This window comes from Acidaminococcus sp., assembly GCA_022482815.1.
Taxonomy (GTDB): Bacteria; Bacillota; Negativicutes; order Acidaminococcales; family Acidaminococcaceae; genus Acidaminococcus.
The window spans coordinates 1837502-1859412 of record JAKVOM010000001.1; the positions used below are offsets into that span (position 1 = coordinate 1837502).

16 protein-coding genes are annotated in these 21911 nt (G+C 48.7%); 15 read left to right on the forward strand and 1 reads right to left on the reverse strand.

Going from position 1 to position 21911, the window contains the following annotated elements; all coding sequences use genetic code 11:
• Window positions 1-1933 precede the first annotated feature (1933 nt).
• On the reverse strand, window positions 1934-2233 hold the full coding sequence (locus LKE33_08010; GenBank protein MCH3950859.1) for a hypothetical protein: 300 nt from the start codon (window positions 2231-2233) through the stop codon (window positions 1934-1936).
• A 145-nt stretch (window positions 2234-2378) separates the two neighbouring features.
• Between LKE33_08010 and LKE33_08015 the strand changes: the two genes are divergently transcribed.
• From LKE33_08015 to cas1c, 15 genes are all read left to right on the forward strand, one after another.
• Window positions 2379-2963: a LysE family transporter gene (locus tag LKE33_08015; protein MCH3950860.1), complete on the forward strand. Its 585-nt coding sequence runs from the start codon at window positions 2379-2381 to the stop codon at window positions 2961-2963.
• A 731-nt stretch (window positions 2964-3694) separates the two neighbouring features.
• Window positions 3695-4651, forward strand: coding sequence for an aspartate carbamoyltransferase catalytic subunit (locus LKE33_08020; GenBank protein ID MCH3950861.1), 957 nt, complete (start codon window positions 3695-3697; stop codon window positions 4649-4651).
• Entirely contained in the window at window positions 4635-5927 is a 1293-nt protein-coding gene (locus LKE33_08025; GenBank protein MCH3950862.1) for a dihydroorotase, read from the forward strand. The genes LKE33_08020 and LKE33_08025 overlap by 17 nt, the downstream gene beginning before the upstream one ends.
• The gene (carA, locus tag LKE33_08030; GenBank protein ID MCH3950863.1) at window positions 5915-6994 is read left to right on the forward strand and encodes a glutamine-hydrolyzing carbamoyl-phosphate synthase small subunit; all 1080 of its coding nucleotides are present in this window, start codon (window positions 5915-5917) and stop codon (window positions 6992-6994) included. Before LKE33_08025 ends, carA begins: the two co-directional genes overlap by 13 nt.
• A 2-nt stretch (window positions 6995-6996) precedes the next feature.
• Window positions 6997-10203: a carbamoyl-phosphate synthase large subunit gene (carB, locus tag LKE33_08035; protein MCH3950864.1), complete on the forward strand. Its 3207-nt coding sequence runs from the start codon at window positions 6997-6999 to the stop codon at window positions 10201-10203.
• A 3-nt stretch (window positions 10204-10206) separates the two neighbouring features.
• Window positions 10207-10971 carry a dihydroorotate dehydrogenase electron transfer subunit gene (locus tag LKE33_08040; protein ID MCH3950865.1) on the forward strand — a complete coding sequence of 255 codons (765 nt, stop codon included), beginning with the start codon at window positions 10207-10209 and terminating at the stop codon, window positions 10969-10971.
• Window positions 10965-11900 (forward strand): dihydroorotate dehydrogenase, encoded by a 936-nt coding sequence (locus tag LKE33_08045; GenBank protein ID MCH3950866.1) that lies wholly within the window; start codon window positions 10965-10967, stop codon window positions 11898-11900. Before LKE33_08040 ends, LKE33_08045 begins: the two co-directional genes overlap by 7 nt.
• Window positions 11897-12619, forward strand: coding sequence for an orotidine-5'-phosphate decarboxylase (gene pyrF / locus LKE33_08050; protein MCH3950867.1), 723 nt, complete (start codon window positions 11897-11899; stop codon window positions 12617-12619). The genes LKE33_08045 and pyrF overlap by 4 nt, the downstream gene beginning before the upstream one ends.
• Window positions 12616-13188 carry an orotate phosphoribosyltransferase gene (gene pyrE, locus LKE33_08055; GenBank protein MCH3950868.1) on the forward strand — a complete coding sequence of 191 codons (573 nt, stop codon included), beginning with the start codon at window positions 12616-12618 and terminating at the stop codon, window positions 13186-13188. Before pyrF ends, pyrE begins: the two co-directional genes overlap by 4 nt.
• A 789-nt stretch (window positions 13189-13977) precedes the next feature.
• Window positions 13978-16533, forward strand: coding sequence for a CRISPR-associated endonuclease Cas3'' (locus LKE33_08060; protein MCH3950869.1), 2556 nt, complete (start codon window positions 13978-13980; stop codon window positions 16531-16533).
• 13 nt (window positions 16534-16546) lie between these two features.
• Complete coding sequence (gene cas5c, locus LKE33_08065; protein MCH3950870.1) at window positions 16547-17323, forward strand: type I-C CRISPR-associated protein Cas5c; 777 nt, start codon at window positions 16547-16549, stop codon at window positions 17321-17323.
• Window positions 17289-19328 (forward strand): type I-C CRISPR-associated protein Cas8c/Csd1, encoded by a 2040-nt coding sequence (cas8c, locus tag LKE33_08070; protein ID MCH3950871.1) that lies wholly within the window; start codon window positions 17289-17291, stop codon window positions 19326-19328. Before cas5c ends, cas8c begins: the two co-directional genes overlap by 35 nt.
• A 24-nt stretch (window positions 19329-19352) precedes the next feature.
• Window positions 19353-20210 (forward strand): type I-C CRISPR-associated protein Cas7/Csd2, encoded by an 858-nt coding sequence (gene cas7c, locus LKE33_08075; GenBank protein ID MCH3950872.1) that lies wholly within the window; start codon window positions 19353-19355, stop codon window positions 20208-20210.
• Window positions 20207-20878, forward strand: coding sequence for a CRISPR-associated protein Cas4 (gene cas4, locus LKE33_08080; protein ID MCH3950873.1), 672 nt, complete (start codon window positions 20207-20209; stop codon window positions 20876-20878). Before cas7c ends, cas4 begins: the two co-directional genes overlap by 4 nt.
• Entirely contained in the window at window positions 20875-21906 is a 1032-nt protein-coding gene (gene cas1c / locus LKE33_08085) for a type I-C CRISPR-associated endonuclease Cas1c (protein MCH3950874.1), read from the forward strand. Before cas4 ends, cas1c begins: the two co-directional genes overlap by 4 nt.
• Window positions 21907-21911: the final 5 nt, after the last annotated feature.

Below are 21911 nucleotides of genomic sequence, written 5' to 3' on the forward strand. Positions count from 1 at the left end.
CCTTGTCTCCTAGAGAGAACGGACATATCTGCGTGAATCTGGAGATATTTCATTGAGTCAGTGGCTCCCCACGCCGCGAAGTTTCTCAGAAGCAGCGACGAGAAGGAGCTGCGTGAGCTTCCTATTCGGCCGAAGGCCGCGTTTTTTTATTATTGGCGTCGATTGACTTGGCAATCGCGCACACGACCGCGGTGGATATTCAGTTAGATAACAAGTAAGGGTAAATACGAAGTGTAAAAAAGCAGCACTTCTGAAAGTAGTCAAATTAGGACGATTCGTAATCGTACCTATAATACTTTTATAACCAGAGAAAGACTAAAAATTTAGTAAAAAAATAATAAGATGGTCATCATCCCCCGCAAGCGGGCCCCCTTCCTCAATGTCGCGCAGCGACGTCGAGGAAGGTCCCTAAAGAATATACTGCAGTGATTTTTTATTTTTAAGGCAAACCGACGTCAGGAGGTTTGGCTACGGGGTCTTCTTTCACGCTGCATTGCAGCGTCGAAAGGAGAACCGCTTGCGGTGGGTGACGTGCGCCAGTTCGGCGTGAATAGTATAGTTCGGTGAAAGTCCGAATCCAGTAAAGTCTAGCAAGCAGCTGGTACCGAGTCTTGCATGCAGAGCCGTGAGGTGAGCATGAAGCGTAGACAGGGAGTGTGAGAGCCGTAATGCCAAATGCGATGAGCAAGGCGTAAAGCAGAATCAGCCTCGTTAACCGTAATATGGAAGCCGATACCTTATCACCGGTCGCAGGCAGAAGCGTACAGTTCGTTAGCAGGAAACTGCGGCGAGAACTGCACAGAGTTCCATCGGGGTCCAAGTGCACGGCGAGTACACAAACACTATTCATGTACCTGGGAGAACTGACTCAGTCCAAGGGACAGTGGTATGCTGACTTAAATACTTAACTGTACGGAGGTTGGCAAAAGCTGAGTCAGTAGTCGGATTGCCTCATAGTAGTGATGAAACCTATGAAAGTAGGCGGAGCGAAGGGGGCAAAGAATAATCGATTTCTGTCTCAAAACAGAAGGTAACACAAAGAGGTTACCATAATGGAAATTGCGACACAGAAATTAAGGCACCGAGTGCAAGAGTGCAGATATGGTGCTGAAAGATTATTCTAAGAGCCGTATGCGGGAAAACCGCACGTACGGTTCTGTGAGGGGCGGGCGAGGCAACTCGACCCGTCTACTCGACGTGCGCCAGTTCGGCGTGAATAGTATAGTTCGGTGAAAGTCCGAATCCAGTAAAGCCTAGCAAGCAGCTGGTACCGAGTCTTGCATGCAGAGCCGTGAGGTGAGCATGAAGCGTAGACAGGGAGTGTGAGAGCCGTAATGCCAAATGCGATGAGCAAGGCGTAAAGCAGAATCAGCCTCGTTAACCGTAATATGGAAGCCGATACCCTATCATCGGTCGCAGGCAGAAGCGTACAGTTCGTTAGCAGAAAACTGCGGCGAGAACTGTACAGAGTTCCATCGGGGTCCAAGTGCACGGCGAGTACACAAACACTATTCATGTACCTGGGAGAACTGACTCAGTCCAAGGGACAGTGGTATGCTGACTTAAATACTTAACTGTACGGAGGTTGGCAAAAGCTGGGTCAGTAGTCGGATTGCCTCATAGTAGTGATGAAGCCTATGAAAGTAGGCGGAGCGAAGGGGGCAAAGAATAATCGATTTCTGTCTCAAAACAGAAGGTAACACAAAGAGGTTACCATAATGGAAATTGCGACACAGAAATTAAGGCACCGAGTGCAAGAGTGCAGATATGGTGCTGAAAGATTATTCTAAGAGCCGTATGCGGGAAAACCGCACGTACGGTTCTGTGAGGGGCGGGCGAGGCAACTCGACCCGTCTACTCGACGACCCTTAATATTTATTTTTTCAAACCTTTTGTATCATAATGCTATGACCAAAATATTTCATCACTATAGTTATTCTTTACACCTCTTTTTTACTTGTTTCTGATGGACTCTGAAGCAAGACAGGTGCAGGGACGCGAAGAACTGGGCTGAGGCCAGGAAGTCGTACAAAAAGAGGTACGTCGAGTGGTCGCAGACCAGTTCGACAAAGTCCATGCGCCTGGATTCTTCAGAGAACAGCTGAAACGTCCCTATAAAGAGCTCTGCCTCGAAATGCGTGCGAGGCCAGCCGAGCACCAGGGAGAGGCAGGTGCCTTTCCACAGCGCCACAGCTTTCCCCACTCTTTTTGCTCCAAAACTAACACTCCACATACACCACACCCGCTCCTTACCCCAATAAATTGACGAAGCTTATCTTAACCGATAGAATATTCTGAAATAACTTTTTTAGGAAGGAAGCTGTTTTTCAGGGATTTCTGCCCGGATCCTTGTTTCCTTTGCGCTTGGGGGTGTCGTTGTGGATTTTTTCGCTTACCTGTCTTTTTGTTTTGCCATGTCTTTTACACCGGGTCCCAATAACCTGATGTCCATGGCCTTAAGCCGCAAACTGGGCTTTAGAAATACTGTGCCGTTTCTGGCAGGGCTTCATCTGAGCCTTTTTACCGTCTGCACGCTGACCTTTTTGTTTATCCGGTCTCTCATGGCGATTATGCCCCATATTGAGGTACCGCTTAAAGCAATCGGCTCCGCGTACATGCTCTTTCTGACGTATAAATTATTCAAGACGAAGCATAAAGCGACCCAGCTGACGCCGGATGCGAAGGGGAGACTCTTTTTCTCCGGCATGCTGCTCAATCTGACCAATGTCAAAGTGGCCCTGATCTTCTTCATTGGCTACACTTCCTTTATTTTGGAAGCAGGGTATGGCCCGCTTGCGAGCTGGCTTATCGGCCTCTGCATGTACCTCTTCTGTTCGGCAGCCAACTTTACCTGGGCCTTTGGCGGCTCTTTCCTTGACCGCTTTTTTGCCAACCATGAAAAAGCCATTTCCTGCGTCCTTGCCGCCATGCTCGTCTACTGCGCCGTAAGAATCTGGCTGTAAAAACAAAAAATAGTGCAGTTCGCATCCGTTTTTCCTTTATATTGAATCAAACTCACCGCCGTTGTCGGAGGCAGTCTCATCCTGCCGCCCACGGCGGCGTATTTATTTCCGATAGATTCTGAAGCACGATATCCCAATAAACCCAGGCACGCAAAAAGTAACTTTTACCACACTTCACCCCAATTCCACACCTGTTTTTTAATTGTTCCCAATGGACCCTGAAGCACGATATCCCGATATCCCCAGGTACGTGAAAAGTAATTATTATCACACTTCGCCCCAATTCCACACCTCTTTTTTATTTTCTTTTTATGGACGGCACAGAAGATGGGCGCATATACAAGGAAGGTTGGCTTAGGAACCCGAGATAATACAAAAATAGTATATCGAGTGGTTCCTAAGCCAACCTGACACAGTAGATGCGCTCATATTTCTGCGCCGGACGGAAAAAGTTTCCTTAGAAAAAGCTCTCAGATAAGATGCGTGCGAGGCCAGCCGAGCACCAGATTATCTGAGGTGCCTTTCTCCTTCACGTTGACTTTTATACTAGCCAGTGATAGAATGAAAACAAATTCAATAGGGGACCTTTAATCTAGTCCTGTGAGACTAAGAAAGGGACTTTTGCGGGAATCGTACATTCCCTTCATGAACGACTTGAAAGCCTTCTTGTCTTAGGACGAGAAGGCTTATTTTTATAGGTCACCTGGCAGATTCAGATAGGAGGTTTTGCTATGGCAAAGGCGGCAGTGAGTCTTTCCGGACGCGACATACTCGATTTGAGTTCTCTGTCCGTCGAGGAATACGAACTCATCATGCACACGGCGAAGGAAATGAAAAAGATTCTGAAGAGGGACATCAAAAAAGTACCCTCACTGCGCGGGAAATGCATCATCAACCTGTTTTATGAAAACAGTACGCGTACCAGAACCTCTTTCGAATTGGCAGGCAAATATCTGGGTGCGGATGTGATCAACATCAACACCGGAAGTTCCAGCGTGAAGAAAGGCGAGTGCCTGAAGGACACCATCCTGACGGTACAGTCCATGGCTTGTGACGCGATTGTCATGCGGCACCCCGTGGAAGGCGCGGCTAAATATGCGGCAGACATTGCCAGACCGGTCGTCATCAATGCCGGCGACGGCTGCCATGCCCATCCGACGCAAGGCCTGCTCGATATGTACACTATCTTGGAACACAAAAAATCTTTCAAGGGCCTCAAGATGGCCATTATCGGCGACATCCTCTTCAGCCGCGTGGCACGCAGCAACATCGCAGCCTGGACGAAGCTCGGTGCCGATGTCCATGTGGCCGGCCCGATGACCCTGATGCCTTACGAAATCGAAAAACTGGGCGTCACCGTCCATAAGCGCGTGGAAGACGCCATCGAAGGCGCCGATGTGGTCGATATCCTCCGCATCCAGCTCGAACGGCAGCAGAAGGGCCTCTTCCCGACGCCGCGCGAATATGCCCGCATCTTCGGAGTGAACGAAGAGCGTATGAAACTGGCCAAGCCGGACTGCCTTGTGATGCATCCGGGCCCGATGAACCGCGGCCTTGAAATTTCCTGGGGCCTCGGCTACAGTGACCAGGCCGTCATCCGCGAACAGGTCACGAACGGCGTGGCCGTCCGTATGGCGCTGTTATTCTTGACGCTGACAGGAGGGAAGCAAGTTGAAAACGCTGATTAAGAATGGACACCTTGTAGATCCCAGCCAGCATCTGGACGCCGTCAAGGACCTGCTGGTTGAAAACGGCAGAATCGCCAAGATTGCCGACCATATCGAAGAACCGTGCGACGAAGTGTACGATGCTTCGGGCCTTGTTGTGGCGCCCGGATTCATCGACCTGCACACCCACATGAGAGAACCGGGCCTGGAAGCCAAGGAAGACCTCGTTACCGGCACGATGGCTGCAGCCGCAGGCGGCATTACCCGCGTGGCCTGCATGCCGAACACGAAACCGGTCATCGATTCTTCCATCGTTGTCAGCGGCATCAAAAAGCGCGCTGCCGAAGAAGGTTATGTACACGTGGAAGTCATCGGTGCCATTACCAAAGGCGAAAAGGGCCAGGAAATCACCGAAATGGGGGATATGGCCCTGCGCGGAGCCATGGCATTCTCCGATGATGGTCACTTCGTGGAAAGACCGACCATCATGCTGCTGGCAGCCCGTTATGCCGGTAACTTCGACAAGGCCCTGATCTGCCACGATATTGAAGAAGAAATGAACCATGAAGGATACATGCACGAAGGCGCCGTTTCCGCACGGCTCGGCGTGCCCGGCATTCCTTCCATTGCCGAAGATATGTGTGTAGCCCGTGATGCCATTATCGCGCAGTACACGGGAACGCATATCCATATTGCCCACGTAGCCAGCAAAGGCGCCGTGGACATCATCCGCGAAGCCAAGAAGAAGAGCATTCCCATTACGTGTGAAGCGACGGTTCATCACCTGACCCTCACCGATGAGATGTGCGCCTCTTATAATACAGCCACCCGCGTTTCGCCTCCGCTCCGTTCCTGGGAGCACGTGGAAGCCCTGCGCGAAGGCTTAAAGGACGGCACCATCGATGCCATCGTCACGGACCATGCACCGCACGCACCGGAAGAAAAAGATGTGGAATTCCGGTACGCGCCGAACGGGTTCTGCGGCCTTGAGACGTCGGTCGGCGTCATCCTCACTGAACTCTACCATACGAAGCTTTTTACCATCAATGAAATCGTCGAAAAAATGAGCACCCGCCCGGCACAGCTCTTCAATCTCGATGCCGGCACTCTGCAGGAAGGTCATAACGCGGACATCACGATTCTTGACCTCAACAAAGAATGGACCGTGGACAGCAGCAAGTTCTATACGCGCGGCCGCCTCACCCCGTTTGACGGAAAGCACTGCAAAGGGAAAGCTGTGGCCACCATGGTCGATGGTCAATTTGTTATGAAAGACGGTGTAGTATGCAAAAAGTAAAAGGGAAGTTAGTACTTAAAGATGGTGGTGTCTACGAAGGCATCCTGTACGGCGATCACAAGGCAGTCGGCGAAGTCGTCTTTACGACGGGCATGACAGGCTACCAGGAAACCCTGACGGATCCTTCTTTCTGCGGACAGATTGTAATCTTTACTTATCCGCTCATCGGCAACTACGGCTGCAACGATATCTTCAATCAGTCCGACGGCTGCTGCTATGAAGGCCTGATTGTCAGCGAACTCTGCGATGAACCGAGCAGCTGGCGCGATGAAGGCACAGTCATGGAATTCCTCGAAAAGAATCATATTCCTGTGCTGACCGGTGTGGATACGCGCGCCATTACCCGCCGCATCCGTTCCTATGGTACGCTGCAGGGCGTCATTGTGCCGGATGATACGCCGGAAGACGAAATCCAGAAACTCCTTGCTACGCCGGAACGTCACGACCAGGTGGCGCAGGTTACGACGAAGCAGGTTTACCACATGGGTGATAAGGATAAAGCAAACTACAGCGTGGCCGTTATGGACTACGGCGTGAAGCGCAATATCCTGAAATCCCTCGTGGCTAAAGGCTGCTATCTCACCGTGTATCCGGCTGAAACGGCGGCAGAAGAAGTGCTTGCCGCCAATCCGGACGGTATCTTCCTGTCCAACGGACCCGGGGATCCGGCGGACCTTAAGGTAGAAATCGAAAACATCAAGAAAATGGTCGGCAAGAAACCGATTTTCGGCATCTGCATGGGTCACCAGGTCATGGCCCTTGCCTGCGGCGCCAAGACGAAGAAAATGCTCTTCGGTCACCGCGGCATCAACCAGCCTGTCCGCGACTATGTGGACCATAAGATTATGATTACTTCCCAGAACCACGGCTTCATGGTCGACGAAGATTCCCTGAAGGGTCTTCCCATTGAAGTCATCAACCGCTCCCTGAACGACGGGACGATTGAAGGGCTGAAATATCTGAACCATCCGACCTTCACGGTGCAGTTCCATCCGGAAGCTTCTCCCGGACCGAGCGGCAATGGTTATTTGTTTGATCGGTTTATCAAGATGATGGGAGGGCACTGATTATGCCAAAAAAAGAGAATGTAAAGAAAGTCATGGTCATCGGGTCCGGCCCGATTATTATCGGCCAGGCTGCCGAATTTGACTATGCCGGCACGCAGGCTTGCCGGGCCCTCAAGGAAGAAGGTCTGGAAGTTGTCCTCGTCAACTCCAACCCGGCAACCATCATGACGGATGTGCATATTGCCGACCGTGTATATGTGGAACCGCTGAACGTGGAATTCCTCGAAGGCATCATCGCCAAGGAACGCCCGGATTCCCTCCTGGCTACCCTGGGCGGTCAGGTCGGCCTGAACCTTGCTATGGAACTTGACAAGCAGGGCATCCTGAAAAAATATAACGTACAGCTCCTGGGCACGCAGATCCCGAGCATCATGAAGGCAGAAGACCGCGAACTCTTCAAGGAAACCATGCAGAAACTGCATCAGCCGATTCCTCAGAGCACCATCGTGGAATCCGTGGCTGCCGCTACGGAATTTGCCCACAAGATCGGGTATCCGCTCATTGTCCGTCCGGCTTACACCCTGGGCGGTACGGGCGGCGGTATTGCCCATAACGATGAAGAACTGGACGATATCTGCACGAAAGGCCTGCAGTACAGCCTCATCAGCCAGGTACTGATTGAACGCAGTGTAGCAGGCTGGAAGGAAATCGAATTCGAAGTCGTCCGCGACAGTGCCGATAACTGCATCACCGTCTGCAACATGGAAAACCTTGACCCTGTCGGTATCCATACGGGCGACAGTATCGTTGTGGCTCCGTGCCAGACCCTGACGGACCGCGAAGTACAGATGCTTCGTACGGCTGCTATCGACATCGTCCGCGAACTCGGCGTCGAAGGCGCCTGCAACGTGCAGTACGCCCTGAACCCGGATTCCGAGGAATACATCGTCATCGAAGTTAACCCTCGTGTATCCCGTTCTTCCGCCCTTGCTTCCAAAGCTACAGGTTATCCGATTGCCAAGGTGGCTTCCAAGATTGCTGCCGGCTATACGCTCGACGAAATCGAAAACGCCGTTACGAAGAAGACGACAGCCTGCTTCGAACCGACCCTGGACTATGTGGTCCTCAAGATTCCTCGCTGGCCTTTTGATAAATTCGTCAATGCCGACCATACGCTGGGTACCCAGATGAAGGCTACGGGCGAAGTCATGGCCATTGAACGCAACATGGAAGCAGCTCTCCTCAAAGCTTTCCGCTGCCTTGAAATCGGTGTCATCCATCTGGATAAGCCCGAATTCCATGATTTGTCCGATGAAGAAGTGTTTGCCAAGGTTCATCTGGTCAACGACGAACGCTTCTTTGCCATTGCCGAAGCTTTCCGCCGCGGTATGACCGTAGACGAAGCGCATGACATTACGAAGATTGACGAATTCTTCCTGCGCAAGATCATGAACATCGTCAGACTCGAAAAGAGACTGAAGAGTGAGCCGCTGACGCCGGAACTGATGCGCGAAGTCAAGAAGAGAGGCTTCTGCGATGAAGAAATCGGCCGCCTCGTCGGCAAGACCGGTCTCGAAATCCGCGCCCTCCGCAAGGAAATGGGCATCACGCCGGTTTACAAGATGGTTGATACCTGCGCTGCCGAATTCGATGCCGAAACGCCTTACTACTATTCCACGTACGGTGTGGAAGACGAAGTCCGCGACAGCGACAAGAAGAAAGTCGTCGTACTGGGTTCCGGCCCAATCCGTATCGGCCAGGGTGTCGAGTTCGACTACTGCTCCGTACACTCCGTATGGGCGCTGAAGGACCTCGGCTACGAAACCATCATCATCAACAACAACCCGGAAACCGTATCCACCGACTTCGATACGGCTGACCGTCTGTATTTCGAACCGCTGACCCTCGAAGACGTACTGAACGTCATCGACCGTGAAAAACCGGAAGGCGTTATCGTACAATTCGGCGGCCAGACGGCTATCAACCTGGCCGGTCCGCTATATAACTGCGGCGTGAAGATCCTCGGCACGAGCGTCGACAACATCGACCGCGCCGAAGACCGTGAACGCTTCGATGAACTGCTGACCCAGGTCGGCATTCCTCGTCCGAAAGGACACACCGTATTCAATACGGAAGGCGCTATCAAGGCTGCTAATGATGTCAGCTATCCTGTCATGGTAAGACCGTCCTACGTACTCGGCGGCCGCGCCATGGAAATCGTCTATAACGACGAAGAACTGAAGTATTACATGAAGAGCGCCGTAAAGGCATCTCACGAACACCCTGTACTCGTTGACCATTACCTCATGGGTACGGAAGTCGAAGTCGATGCCATCTGCGACGGCAAGGAAGTGCTCATTCCGGGCATCATGGAACACATCGAACGTGCCGGCGTGCACTCCGGTGACTCCATCGCCGTCTATCCGCCGCGTACGCTCAGCGAATACATCATTGAGCAGATCATTAAATTCACGAACGAACTGGCACTGGGCCTTGATGTACACGGCCTGCTGAATATCCAGTACATCGTCCGCGATGAAAAGCTCTATATCATCGAAGTGAACCCGCGCTCCAGCCGTACGGTACCGTTCCTGTCCAAGGTAACGGGCATCTCCATGGTGGACGTGGCCACGAAGTGCGCTATGGGCGTCAGCCTGAAAGAACAAGGATACGAAGGCGGCCTGAAACTCTTCCCGGACTATTACGCCTGCAAGGCACCGGTCTTCTCCTTCAACAAGATGAGCGATGTCGATATCAGCCTTGGGCCGGAAATGAAATCCACGGGCGAAGTCATGTGCGTAGACTCCCAGTTCCCGCGCGCTCTCTACAAGGCCTGCATCGCAGCCGGTACGGATGTGCCTGAACGCGGCAACATCCTCATTACCGTCGCTGACCAGGATAAGGAAGAAGTCCTCGATATCGCCGAAGGGTTCGAAGATATGGGCTATAACATCGTCGCTACGGAAGGTACGGCGAAGTTCCTGAGAAGCAAAGGCATGGACGTCGAAACGGCCGTCAAAGTCGGTGCCGGTAAGCATGACATCCTTGAAGACATCAAGGAAGGCCGCATCTGCATGGTCATCAATACCACGACCCATGGACAGGATGCCAGACGCGACGGCTTCAAGATTCGCCGCAGCACGGTAGAACACGCTATTCCGTGCCTGACGAGCCTTGATACGGCACGTGCCCTGCAGCATGCTCTGGGGGCAATGCGCCGCCGTCGTACGGTCAGTGTCTATGCACTGCAGGACCTGAAGACGGAGTAAGGTATGAAAAAATATTTGGTTGACGGAGAGGTTCTGGGGCAGCAGCCGCTGTCCCAGGACATCTGTGTACTTACGGTCAAAGCACCGGAAATCGCGCAAAACGCTGAGCCGGGGCAGTTTGTCACAGTGCGTTCCAATCACCTGACCGTGCCGCTTCTGCGGCGTCCTTTCGGTGTGGCCGGTGTGGACCGCGATAAAGGGACGTTTCTTATCATGTACCGCATTGTCGGGGAAGCGACGAAACTTCTCGCCGAACTCAAAGCAGGTGATACAATCAGCGTCATGGGCCCCTTGGGCCACGGCTTTGCCCTGACGGGAAAGCATCCGCTTCTTGTAGGCGGCGGTGTGGGCCTTGCTCCGCTGCATTTCCTTGCGGCGAACCTGACCGTGCCCTGTGACGTCGTTGTCGGCGGGCGCACAGCCGATGAACTGTTCTGGACGAATCTTTTTCGCGATAAGACGGAGCACCAGTTTGAAACGACAAACGATGGTTCCCGCGGCACCAAAGGCTTTGTCACGGCCGTACTGCCGGAGCTTCTCGCTTCGAAGGTCTATGACCTCGTGTACGTCTGCGGCCCTTCGCCGATGATGCACGCCGTGTCGGAAATGGTCATGAAAGCCGGCATTCCCTGTCAAATCTCCCTTGAAAAATACATGGGCTGCGGCCTCGGCGCCTGCTTGTCCTGCACCTGCAGCGGCATCGGCAAGCGGGTCAAGGTCTGCAAGGATGGCCCCGTATTCTGGGCTCAGGAGGTGACGGAATGGTGAAAAACGCGGAAATGAGACTCGCCGTCGATATCGGCGGTCTTCACATGAAAAATCCGGTCACCACAGCTTCCGGAACCTTCGGCTTCGGCGTTGAATTCGAAGATTTTGTGGACCTCAATAAGCTCGGCGCCATTACCGTCAAAGGCACGACCCTCAAACCGCGCGCCGGCAATAAAGGGCAGCGCGTCGTGGAAACGCCGTCAGGCATCCTCAACTGCGTAGGCCTGGAAAATCCCGGCGTGGAAGTGTTCCTCAATGAAACGCTGCCGAAGCTCAAAAAGTATGACACGTCCATCATCGTCAATATCGACGGTGACTCGGCGGAGGAATACGGGGAGCTCGCAGAGATGCTCGATGTGGACGGCGTCGCCGCTATTGAGCTCAATATTTCCTGCCCGAACGTCAAGTGCGGGGGACTCGCCTTTGGTACGGATCCGAAACAGGCGGCAGAAGTCGTGAAGGCCGCCAGGGCGCGTACCCACAAGACAATTATTACGAAACTTTCACCGAACGTGACGGATATTACGGAGATTGCCCGTGCCGCAGAAGACGCGGGTTCCGATGCCGTATCGCTCATCAATACGCTCCTCGGCATGAAAATCGATATCGAGCGGCAGTGCCCGGTACTCGGCAACGTGACGGGCGGCCTCTCCGGTCCTGCCGTGCGCCCTGTAGCAGTGCGCATGGTGTACCAGGTAGCGCAGGCCGTCAAGATTCCGATTATCGGCATGGGCGGCATTACGTGCTGGCAGGATGCCATGGAATTCTTCCTGGCCGGTGCTTCAGCCGTAGCCGTGGGAACGGCCAATTTCCAGAACCCTGCTCTGACGGGTCAGCTCTGTGACGGCATCCTGGGGTATCTCGATGCCCATCACATCGATAAACTGTCCGATATCGTGGGGAAAGCTCTTCCGGGAGGGAAGTTATGAAAGCAGATGACAGACTGATTACAGCCCTCGATTTTCCGACGGCGGACGAAGCCAAAGCAGTCGTTGAGGAATTGGGAGACGCTGTCAGCTTCTATAAAGTGGGCATGGAACTTTTTTACAGTGCCGGCCCTGAAATGGTAACGTACTTAAAAGAGCACGGCAAAAAAGTATTTCTTGATCTCAAACTGCAGGACATTCCCAATACGGTGGCTCATAGCCTTGCTGTATTGACGAAACTCGGTGCCGATATCATGAACGTGCACGCCGTCGGCGGGCCGAAGATGATGGCAGAAGGGGTAAAAGCTGTCCGCGAAACAGCGGAAAAGCTGGGACGCCCGGCACCGAAACTCATTGCCGTAACCATCCTGACGAGCATGGATGAAGCGCAGTGGAAACCGCTTCATTACGCCAATACCATCGGGGAAGAAGTCCTCGATCTGGCAGCACTCGCCAAGGAAAGCGGTCTTGACGGAGTCGTTGCTTCCCCGCGGGAAGCAGAAGGCATCCGGAAACGCTGCGGCAAAGATTTCTTAATCGTAACGCCTGGTGTACGGCCTGCCTGGGCGGCAGCCAACGACCAGAGTCGTATAGCAACGCCTGCAATGGCGCTCAAAAACGGGGCTACCCATCTTGTTATCGGCCGCCCGATCACGAAGGCAGCCGACAAACAGGAAGCGGTCAGAAAGATTCTTGAAGAAATGGAAGGAGTACAAGCATGAACGAACACACAGTCCTTAGAATGCTGGAAGAAACAGGTGCTGTCCTGCGCGGTCACTTTTTGCTGACGAGCGGACTGCACAGCCCGACGTATGTCGAAAAATTCAACGTCCTGCAGCGTCCGGAATACACGGAACAACTCTGCAAGGAAATTGCTTCCCGCTTCATCAATGACAACGTGGAACTCGTAGTCGGCCCTATGACCGGCGGTATCCTCCTGGCCTATGAAGTCGCAAAGAACCTTGGCACGCGCTTCTTCTTCACCGAACGCGTGAACGGGAAAATGACCTTCAAGAGAGGCTTCCATATTGAACCGGGCACCCGTGTCCTCATCGTGGAAGACATTGTGACCACGGGCGGCAGCGTCCGTGAAGTCCTCGACGTCGTCAAAGGGGAAGGCGGCGTACCGGTCGGTGTCGGTCTGTTGGTAGACCGCAGCGGCGGCAAAGTCGACTTCGGCGTTCGTACCGAACCCCTGCTGAGACTCGATGTCGAAGCCTACAAACCCGAAGACTGCCCGCTTTGCAAGAAGGGCGTACCTCTGACGCAGCGTGGACGTACCGGTAAATAAAGAGAAAACTAACGGAAAAGCACCCGGCGGCGGCTCAGCGATTCGGCTGGCCTCATCGGCTTCCCCGCCGGAGTTTTTTCAAAAGAGTTTTGATAAGAAGACCGCAGAACCCATCAACGTACGTATTGTACATTGATGAATCTGCGGCCTTTTTGTCTTAAAAACTCAGGCGCATGTCGCTGGTCGCGGGTCGCCGGTCGCACTGTAGGAAGCAAACCGACGAGCGGTTTGCCAAAAAATGTTTCTTGCATTTTGTCACTGGAATTAAAATTATCGCACCCGCCCTCTTGTTCGCGTTAATTAAGCCAAACCGTAAGGTTTGGAATTCCTCTTGGACCTCCTTTCAAGCCGCTTCGCGGCTTCGAAAGGAGAACCGCAGTCAGCGCTGACGACAGGAAGCGCTGACGATAGCGGTGGAGGATAGCTTTTTTTTGTCCTTTAGGAAGGAGGGCGGACCGCTCTGCGGCTTCGAAAGGAGGGCAGACCGCTTGCGGTGGAGGGATAGCTTCTTTTCCTTCTACTTCAATCTATATACCTGAAGACCGCAGAATCCATCAATATACCATCTAGCATATTGATGGATCTGCGGCCTTTGTATTTTATGTTCCATAATAAATAGTTAAATTTTTGTTTTGTCAATGAATAGAACAATCGAGAGAAAAAAATCACTCTAAGTTTAACAAATTTCACAGATTATATTTTATTATAATTAAATTCATGTATAATGGACTTGTGAGATTATTGATTTTAAGTTTTATTCTTAATCTTAATTGAAACAAGGTGGGCTTAATGCATTTTTCTGATTTATCCGCACATTTAGAAATAATAGAAGGCAGTGTGAGCAAGCAATCGTTATCCAATCACTTGCTGCACACAGCTCAACGTGCTGAAGAGCTTGGTACGCCCTTAAAATTGGGGAATATGTGTACGCTCATAGGGCTGCTGCATGATTTCGGAAAAGCAAGTCCGGACTTTCAGGAATATCTGCTCGGCCAGACCCAATCAGGGGGTGACCATTCTTCTATGGGCGGGTATTGTGTCAATAAAATCAAAGAAGAATGGAAAACCAGTCCCCAATACACCAATGACGATAAGAACCTTAATGGTTATTGCGAGATGCTTACTTATCCCATCCTTGCTCATCATGGTATTTACGATGTACTGTCAGCTGATTATGAATTACGGACGAAGATTCGTCTTGATCTTGCTGAAAATAGAATGATTACCAAAAATGAGTCAGTAAATTTTCTCCCTTATTTAAATGAACTTGACCAATTTTCCTACTGGAAATTTCATAAAAATTTATTGACCTTATTTGATTTGGGATTTCATGAATATTTGGATTGGAACAAAAAAATTCAAACTGTGAGTGCAGAAGTATCTCCCAAACACAAAAGGCAGACCGCTGCTTTCTTCCAGGGCGCCACAGTTAGACTTCTGCTTTCCATCTTGAAGGAAGCGGATATTTATGATTCCTCTAATTGGAATCGTGAAGATAAAGATAAAGTCCTTACAGCAAGCGAAATGAAAGCCATATGGAATGATATGGAGAACAAAATTGAAGGTCTGTATCAGTCGTTCGCTAAGAATAAGGGAAAAAGTATAATCAATGATGTGCGTTCAGAACTTGCTGATGAGACATTTAGCGCCGCCAATAATACTGCGGACGGCTGCTTTACATTAGATATGCCAGTGGGATCAGGAAAGACACTCGCAGGGATGAGATACGCAATTCGTCATGCTCTTTTACATGATGATCATCGTATTTTTTATGTGACGGCCTACCTCTCAGTGTTGGAACAAAACGCAAAGGACATCAAGAATATCATCGGCCAGGATTATGTGCTGGAACACCACTCCAATGTTATTGAAGAAGAAAATGGTGATGATAATGAAGAAGAGTACTCTCTTCGCAGCTACTTGAAAGATAGTTGGGAATCACCTGTAGTACTAACGACAATGGTTCAGCTGACGAACACGCTATTTAAAGGTAAATCATCAAATATTCGACGCTTTTGCAAACTGGCGCACAGTGTCATCATTATGGATGAAGTGCAGTCACTGCCATTAAAAACGGTCTATTTGATGAATTTAATGACTGATTTTCTCACACATTTTATGGGAACAGTGGTGATTCACTGTACAGCTACGCTCCCAGCCTTGGATAAGAGAGACGTACTTACTTATCCGTGCCTCTATGGAACGGCACAGCAGCCGCCTTCTTTAGTGACATCCAAATGGAGTCATCATTCCGTTTTCTCAAGGGTTCGGTTTTACTCTCTGTTGGGCAGTCATTTTTCGGATCAGATGGAGACTGCAGATGTACTTGCCCAAATTCGTGAAAATTTAAAAGACAGTAAAAGCATTTTGCTTATTCTCAATACGAAGAGCGCTGTCAACACGATGTGCCAGGCTGCAAAGGAAGAATTTGGGGATTCAGTAGATGTTGTTTACTTGACGACCAATCTTTGCGCGGCGCATCGTTTGGAAAGGATTGCGGGGTTAAAAGAACAGTTAAGAGCTATTCGTGAAGGCAAGAGAAAAAAGCCGTTACTTTGCGTTTCTACGAATCTGATTTCTGCCGGTGTCAATGTCGATTTTGACGTCGTGCTGGACTCGATGACAAGCATTGATGGAGTCCTGCAGGCGTCCGGACGGTGTAACCGTGAAGGCAAGCTTGCTGAAAAAGGCAAAGTATATTTGTTGGCATATAGGCAGGAGAGTTTTAGTCATTTACCCGAAATGCGAAAGGCACGGGAAGCGGCAGCAAAGACCCTCAGAAAAATATTTCCCGATGGGCTGGAAAAAAATAGAGAGTTAGATTTATCTGGTAATCTCGAGGCTTATTATAAGAATCTTTATAGAGACGACGTTGTGCAGAGCACTTTATCCTATCCAGTTAAAAATGGAAATGAAACCATACTATCTTACCTGGGCAGAAATAATACTGTCGTAGAAGGGTATAACGAAGTGCATCATCCAGAGAAAATTTTTTTAAAACGTCCATTTTCTACCAGCTTTATGCTAAGGCAAAGTTTTAAAACAGCGGCTGATCAGTTTGAACTCATAGACGAGGGAGGAATTACTGCTATCGTTCACTATAAAAACGAAGATTTGCTCAACGACCTTTATGAAGCTATTGACAGTGAAGATTATGGAAAACTTAAAGGTTTACTGAAAAAACTGCAGCGTTACACGGTGACAATCAGAAATCCAGAAAAATATGCTGATTATTTGGAAGCAGAAGATATGCTCAAAAAATATGGCATTTATATCTTAAATGAAAGCTGCTATGACGCAGACGTAGGTTTGAATAAATCTCAAATGCAGGATGAAATCTTTTAAGGGAGGGACAAAATTGTTTGCTTCAAATCCTTTTTATATGAAAATTGAGGGACCTTATGCGTTATTTACGGATCCGCTCAGCAAGGGGATTGGTGAAAAGGTAAGTTACCTGGTGCCAACCATGCAGGCCCTGAAAGGTATCGTGGAAGCGGTCTATTGGAAACCAACTTTGTATTATCTTATCGATGAAGTTAAAGTGTTGAAGCCGATTCAGACGGAAACGAAGAGTGTTCTTTTGCCAATGAATAATGGAAAAAAAGATTTAAGTCATTTTACGTACCTCCGTGATGTATCCTACGCCATCAAATTCCATTTTGAGTGGGCCGAGGGAAGACCTCAACTTGAACAGGACCGCAATGAAAAAAAGCACGAGCAGATTTTACTGCGCTCTATGAAGCGGGGCGGCCGTCGGGATATATTTCTGGGAACCCGGGAGTGCATCGGAGCAGTAACCCGTTTAAGAGAAAAAGAATATGATGCACTCACTCCGCCTTTTACAGGAAAGCTTTCTCTTGGCATTATGTTCCATTCTTTTTCTTATCAGGAAACCAACAAGAATAAGAAGGGTGAAGGAGAATTATATTCTCAGTTTGATTCCATCGTGATGGAAAATGGCGTCATTCGTTTTAAGCGCCCGGAGGATTGTCCAATCCATCATATGCTGACCAACTATAAAATTCATAGTTTTTCTAAAGATTCTGTACGTACGGTGGATGAAGAATGGGAAGCCTATAATCAGGAAGGAGGAATGGCGCATGAATCTGTTTCAGGCTCTGCTCAGCACGTATGAATATGCTGAATCCCAGCAGATGGTCGATGATTTCCATGCTCCGAATGTCCCTACACTTCTGCCTTTATATCATTCCAATAGGAGAAGTTCGGGAAAGATGGATATTGCAGAACTGACTATCTCTGAAAAGGGTGAATTCCTGGAAGGCCGCTTCCTGGATGAAGGGGAGTACGTTGTTTTTCCCGTATCCGAGACTTCTGTCGTCCGTACTGCGAACCCCTGTCCACATCCTTTATTTGATGATTTTGCTTACGTAGCGGGGTCGTTTGATGATCCTGATTCTCTCAAGCACAAAATGTATTTGGAAGGGCTTGAGCCTCTTTCTGATTTTGAAAAAAAGCATCCTAACCGGACTTTCAGGGCGATTTATGATTACGTGACACGGCATGATGTAAAGCAGGATGTGCTGACTGTTATAAAACAGACAACGGCCGGGACGGGTTATTTTCAAGGTAAAGAGAAGTCTCCTGCTGAAGGCGAGAAAAAAGGAAACTTAGACCAAATCAATTGGTATATAGACAAAAATGGAAAAACGGAATTGCATCATTTGCTGCTGCCCAAGATTTTTATTGTTTTTAAAGTGGAATTGAATGATGAGACTTCTGACAACAATCAAATGAAACTGCTTCATCAGTTCTATATTGATTATGTAAATGCTCAGATTAAGACCGATCATTCTAAAGATGATTACTGCGACGTTTCAGGGGAAAAACAGTATTGCATTTTTACGCATCGTGGAATCATGGGTACCGCAAAATTAATCGGAATTAGTAATCATCCGGAAACCTGGCGAGGACGTTTTAAAACCGGAGAGGAAGTCGTTCATGTCGGATATGTAACTTCTCAGAAAGTACATAACATGCTTAAATTTCTCATGGATTCTGATGCTTATAAACGTTACCTAGGAGGCAGCAGTTACGTAATTTCCTGGATGTCTCATGACCTGCTCCTGGGAGGTATGCCGATTACATCTGGCGTGATGGCAAGTGAAGAAGACGAAGATGATGAGAAAGAAGAGGAAACCGTCCCTAGTGAAACCTATGTGTTAGGCAGTAATCGCAGCCGTTCTATCACTGATTTTGTTGCAGGTATTAAAGATATTAAGAATACAGATATCGACAATTATTTCTGCGTGCTTATGATGGAGCAGATTAATAATGGACGTATAGCTGTAAAGTATTTCAGAACCTTTAGCAATTCTGACCTGAAAAAGAGGGTTACAGCCTGGTTCCATGGTTTGGATTGGCCCATCTATTCTAAACAGAAACAAAAACGAATCGCAATGGCTCCATCATTGTTTTCAATTACCAATGTGCTTGTAGGAGATGACTCTGATAAAGCAATTACTGTGTCTGCCAAAAAAGAAAAAGTCAGAGTCAACTTCCTGGAAAGATTGATGGAGTGCATGCTGGAAGGAAAACCATTGCCCAGGGATATTATGGAATTGGGATTTCAGCGAATTATAAATCCGGCTACCTTCAGATATCATTTAGGAAATGCCCATTTGGTTGTGGGGAGTCTGATTAAAAAATATGAGATGGATCATGGGACTCAAGTAGTTGATCAGGAAGGAGAACTTATCAGTATGAGTGACAGAAGCTTTATCTACGGCAGAATTCTGGCAGTGTATGATCAGATGGAAAGTTACGCGATGAAATTAAGGAGCGAAGAGAGCAGCAGTGAAAAAGCAGGGAGACCGACAAATGCCAGCAGGCTTTGGACAGCTATGATTCAGCGCCCACAGCAGACAACCATGGAATTACAGAAACGTACACAGTACTGCAGAACTTATTTGCTTAAATCCCATAAGGGTTACGTGGTCACTCTTGATAAGATTTTGGGTGATTTGTATACAGAGATTCTTACACTGAATAAGAGTGACGCCGTAAATAATCGCCCCGTCAATGAAAATTTTATTCTGGGATTCTATTATCAAAAACAACAATTCTTTACGAAGCATGCTGACCATAAATCTGAAAATAAAACTCAGGCTGAAGAAGCTTAATTTAGTGAGAAAGGGAGAATAAATATGTCTACATTAAGTAAAAAAATTGATTTCGTTCTGTTCTTTTCTGTAAAAGACGCTAATCCTAACGGTGACCCGCTCCTTGAAAATATGCCTCGTACGGACTATGAGGGTCACGGAGAAGTATCCGATGTCTGCCTTAAAAGAAAAATTAGAAATCGCCTCCAGGACGCAGGTTATGAAATTTTTGTCCAAGCTAATGACCGTATTGAAGACGGCATGAAATCCTTGGAAGAAAGATTCGGAAAGGAATTTACTTCTAAGCAGGATGATTCAGAAGTAAGGGAAAAGGCTTGTGAAAAATGGATGGATGTGCGGAGTTTTGGGCAGGTTATCACCTTCCAAAAGCGTTCCATCGGGATCCGCGGACCTGTTTCTATCAGTTTGGCTAAGAGCCTTGATCCGGTAAGTACTATTTCCATGCAGATTACGAGAAGTACAAATGGTATGAAAGCTGCCAAAGAAGGCGGCCGTTCCAGTGATACCATGGGGACCAAAAACTTCGTCGAATTTGGCATCTATAAAGCCTGCGGCAGCATTAACTGTTATTTTGCCGAAAAAACCGGTTTCAGTGATGAAGATGCAGAGGCAATCAAAAAAGCTTTACTGACTTTGTTTGAAAATGATATGTCAAGTGCCCGCCCTGAAGGCAGCATGGCTGTTGAAAGATTATACTGGTTCACGCATCCCAATAAGTTGGGAATTGCCTCTTCCGCTAAGATCCATAGACTGGTTACTGCAGAGAAAAAATGTGAAGGCGAGCCCAAATCTTTTGCTGATTATGAGGTATCGGTTGATGAAGAACGTCTTGCCTCCTATCAAAACCAGGGATTACAGATGGAAGTCCTGGATGGCGAATGAACACAGATTTAAAAATTTGCAATGAAACGGAGTACCTCCAGATTGCAGGCATACAGCACTTTGTCTTTTGTCGCCGCCAGTGGGGACTGATTCATCTTGAGCAGCGGTGGGAAGAAAATTTTTTCACTGCTGATGGAAGAATTAAACATGACAGGGTGGATCATGGACCAACTAGTGAAAAAATAGGCAGCAAGAGGGTACTTCGTTCCATGCACGTTGTTTCCCATAAACTGCAGATCCAGGGAAAATGTGATGCTGTTGAGCTTGTGGAAGATCCCGATGGCAGCTATTTCAGCAAGTATCATACGAAATATAATGTCTATCCTATAGAATATAAAAGAGGTAAAGAAAAGGATAACGACAGCGATACCCTGCAGCTGGTGGCCCAAGCAATTTGCCTGGAAGAAATGATGGGTGTCCATATCTCTACGGGCTTTATCTATTATTTTGAGACGCGTCGGCGAAAAGAGATTGCAATCTCTGACGAATTGCGTGACAAAGTAAAAGAAATCCTTGCTGAGATGAATAAATACTATAAACAGGCCTATGTACCCAGGGTCAAAAAGACTCGAAAGTGCAGAGCTTGTTCTCTGCAAAATATTTGCATGCCGGAACTTGGAAACGTGAAGTCGGCCAAAGCCTACATTCAGGAAGTGACAGAAGAATGAAGCAGTTGTTAAATACGCTGTATATCACCCTGCCTGACGTGTATGTGGGAAAACAAGGAGAAACACTGGTCGTCAAAGATGACAAAAAAGTGTTGGGCCGTGTCCCCTTGCATAATCTCGATAATGTTGTCCTTTTCAACTATGTAGGGATGAGCCCTGCACTTTTGGAAGAATGTCATGATCATGGCGTTTCAGTAGCATACCTGACTACGAACGGCCGGTTTATCGGGCGCTTTCAAGGGGCCAGTACAGGTAATATTTTGCTGCGCCGAATTCAGTACCGCGTGTCGGATGACGCTCAGCAATCACTGGCAATTGCCAGAAACATCATCCTCGCCAAGATATACAATGAAAAATGGATTTTGGAACGTTATATCCGTCAATATGGCAGCCGGATTGATACGGTGCATTTGCAAAGCGAATCTGTGCGGCTCAGCGAGAGCATCAATAATGCGAAAAGCTGCCTTACCATGGACGACTTGCGGGGAATTGAGGGTGCAGCCCAGGAAGCGTATTTCTCCTGTTTTGATGAAATGATCCTGAATCAAAAAGAAGATTTTACCTTTGATGTGCGGTCTCGCAGACCTCCGTTAAATCGCGTCAATGCGCTGCTCTCTTTCTTTTATAGTGTTATGGGAAATGATATTGCCAGTGCACTGGAAACGGTAGGACTTGACGCTTACGCCGGATTTATGCACGTAGATAGACCCGGAAGAATTTCTCTTGCTCTCGACTTATTGGAAGAATTTCGCGGCTGTATTGTGGACCGATTCTTACTCTCTCTTATTAATAAAAAGGAGATTGCCGCAAAGCATTTTACGGTGGAATCCAGCGGTGCTGTACTTTTAAATGATGAGGGACGCCGTGAAGCATTGACGAAGTGGCGGGAAAGAAAGCTTGAAACAATTACTCATCCTTATCTTGATGAAAAAATGCCATGGGGACTGGTACCTTTTGTTCAAGCCAATCTTTTAGCTCGCTATCTGCGAGGGGATATAGATGCCTATCCACCATTTTTCTGGAAATGAGGTGG

Coding starts and splice junctions, on each gene's coding strand:
- carA (MCH3950863.1), top strand. CDS start 5,915: ATGCAAAAAGTAAAAGGGAAGTTAGTACTTAAAGATGGTGGTGTCTAC.
- LKE33_08020 (MCH3950861.1), top strand. CDS start 3,695: ATGGCAAAGGCGGCAGTGAGTCTTTCCGGACGCGACATACTCGATTTG.
- LKE33_08060 (MCH3950869.1), top strand. CDS start 13,978: ATGCATTTTTCTGATTTATCCGCACATTTAGAAATAATAGAAGGCAGT.
- LKE33_08010 (MCH3950859.1), bottom strand. CDS start 2,233: ATGTGGAGTGTTAGTTTTGGAGCAAAAAGAGTGGGGAAAGCTGTGGCG.
- cas1c (MCH3950874.1), top strand. CDS start 20,875: ATGAAGCAGTTGTTAAATACGCTGTATATCACCCTGCCTGACGTGTAT.
- cas8c (MCH3950871.1), top strand. CDS start 17,289: ATGAATCTGTTTCAGGCTCTGCTCAGCACGTATGAATATGCTGAATCC.
- cas4 (MCH3950873.1), top strand. CDS start 20,207: ATGAACACAGATTTAAAAATTTGCAATGAAACGGAGTACCTCCAGATT.
- cas7c (MCH3950872.1), top strand. CDS start 19,353: ATGTCTACATTAAGTAAAAAAATTGATTTCGTTCTGTTCTTTTCTGTA.
- LKE33_08040 (MCH3950865.1), top strand. CDS start 10,207: ATGAAAAAATATTTGGTTGACGGAGAGGTTCTGGGGCAGCAGCCGCTG.
- carB (MCH3950864.1), top strand. CDS start 6,997: ATGCCAAAAAAAGAGAATGTAAAGAAAGTCATGGTCATCGGGTCCGGC.
- LKE33_08045 (MCH3950866.1), top strand. CDS start 10,965: ATGGTGAAAAACGCGGAAATGAGACTCGCCGTCGATATCGGCGGTCTT.
- pyrE (MCH3950868.1), top strand. CDS start 12,616: ATGAACGAACACACAGTCCTTAGAATGCTGGAAGAAACAGGTGCTGTC.
- pyrF (MCH3950867.1), top strand. CDS start 11,897: ATGAAAGCAGATGACAGACTGATTACAGCCCTCGATTTTCCGACGGCG.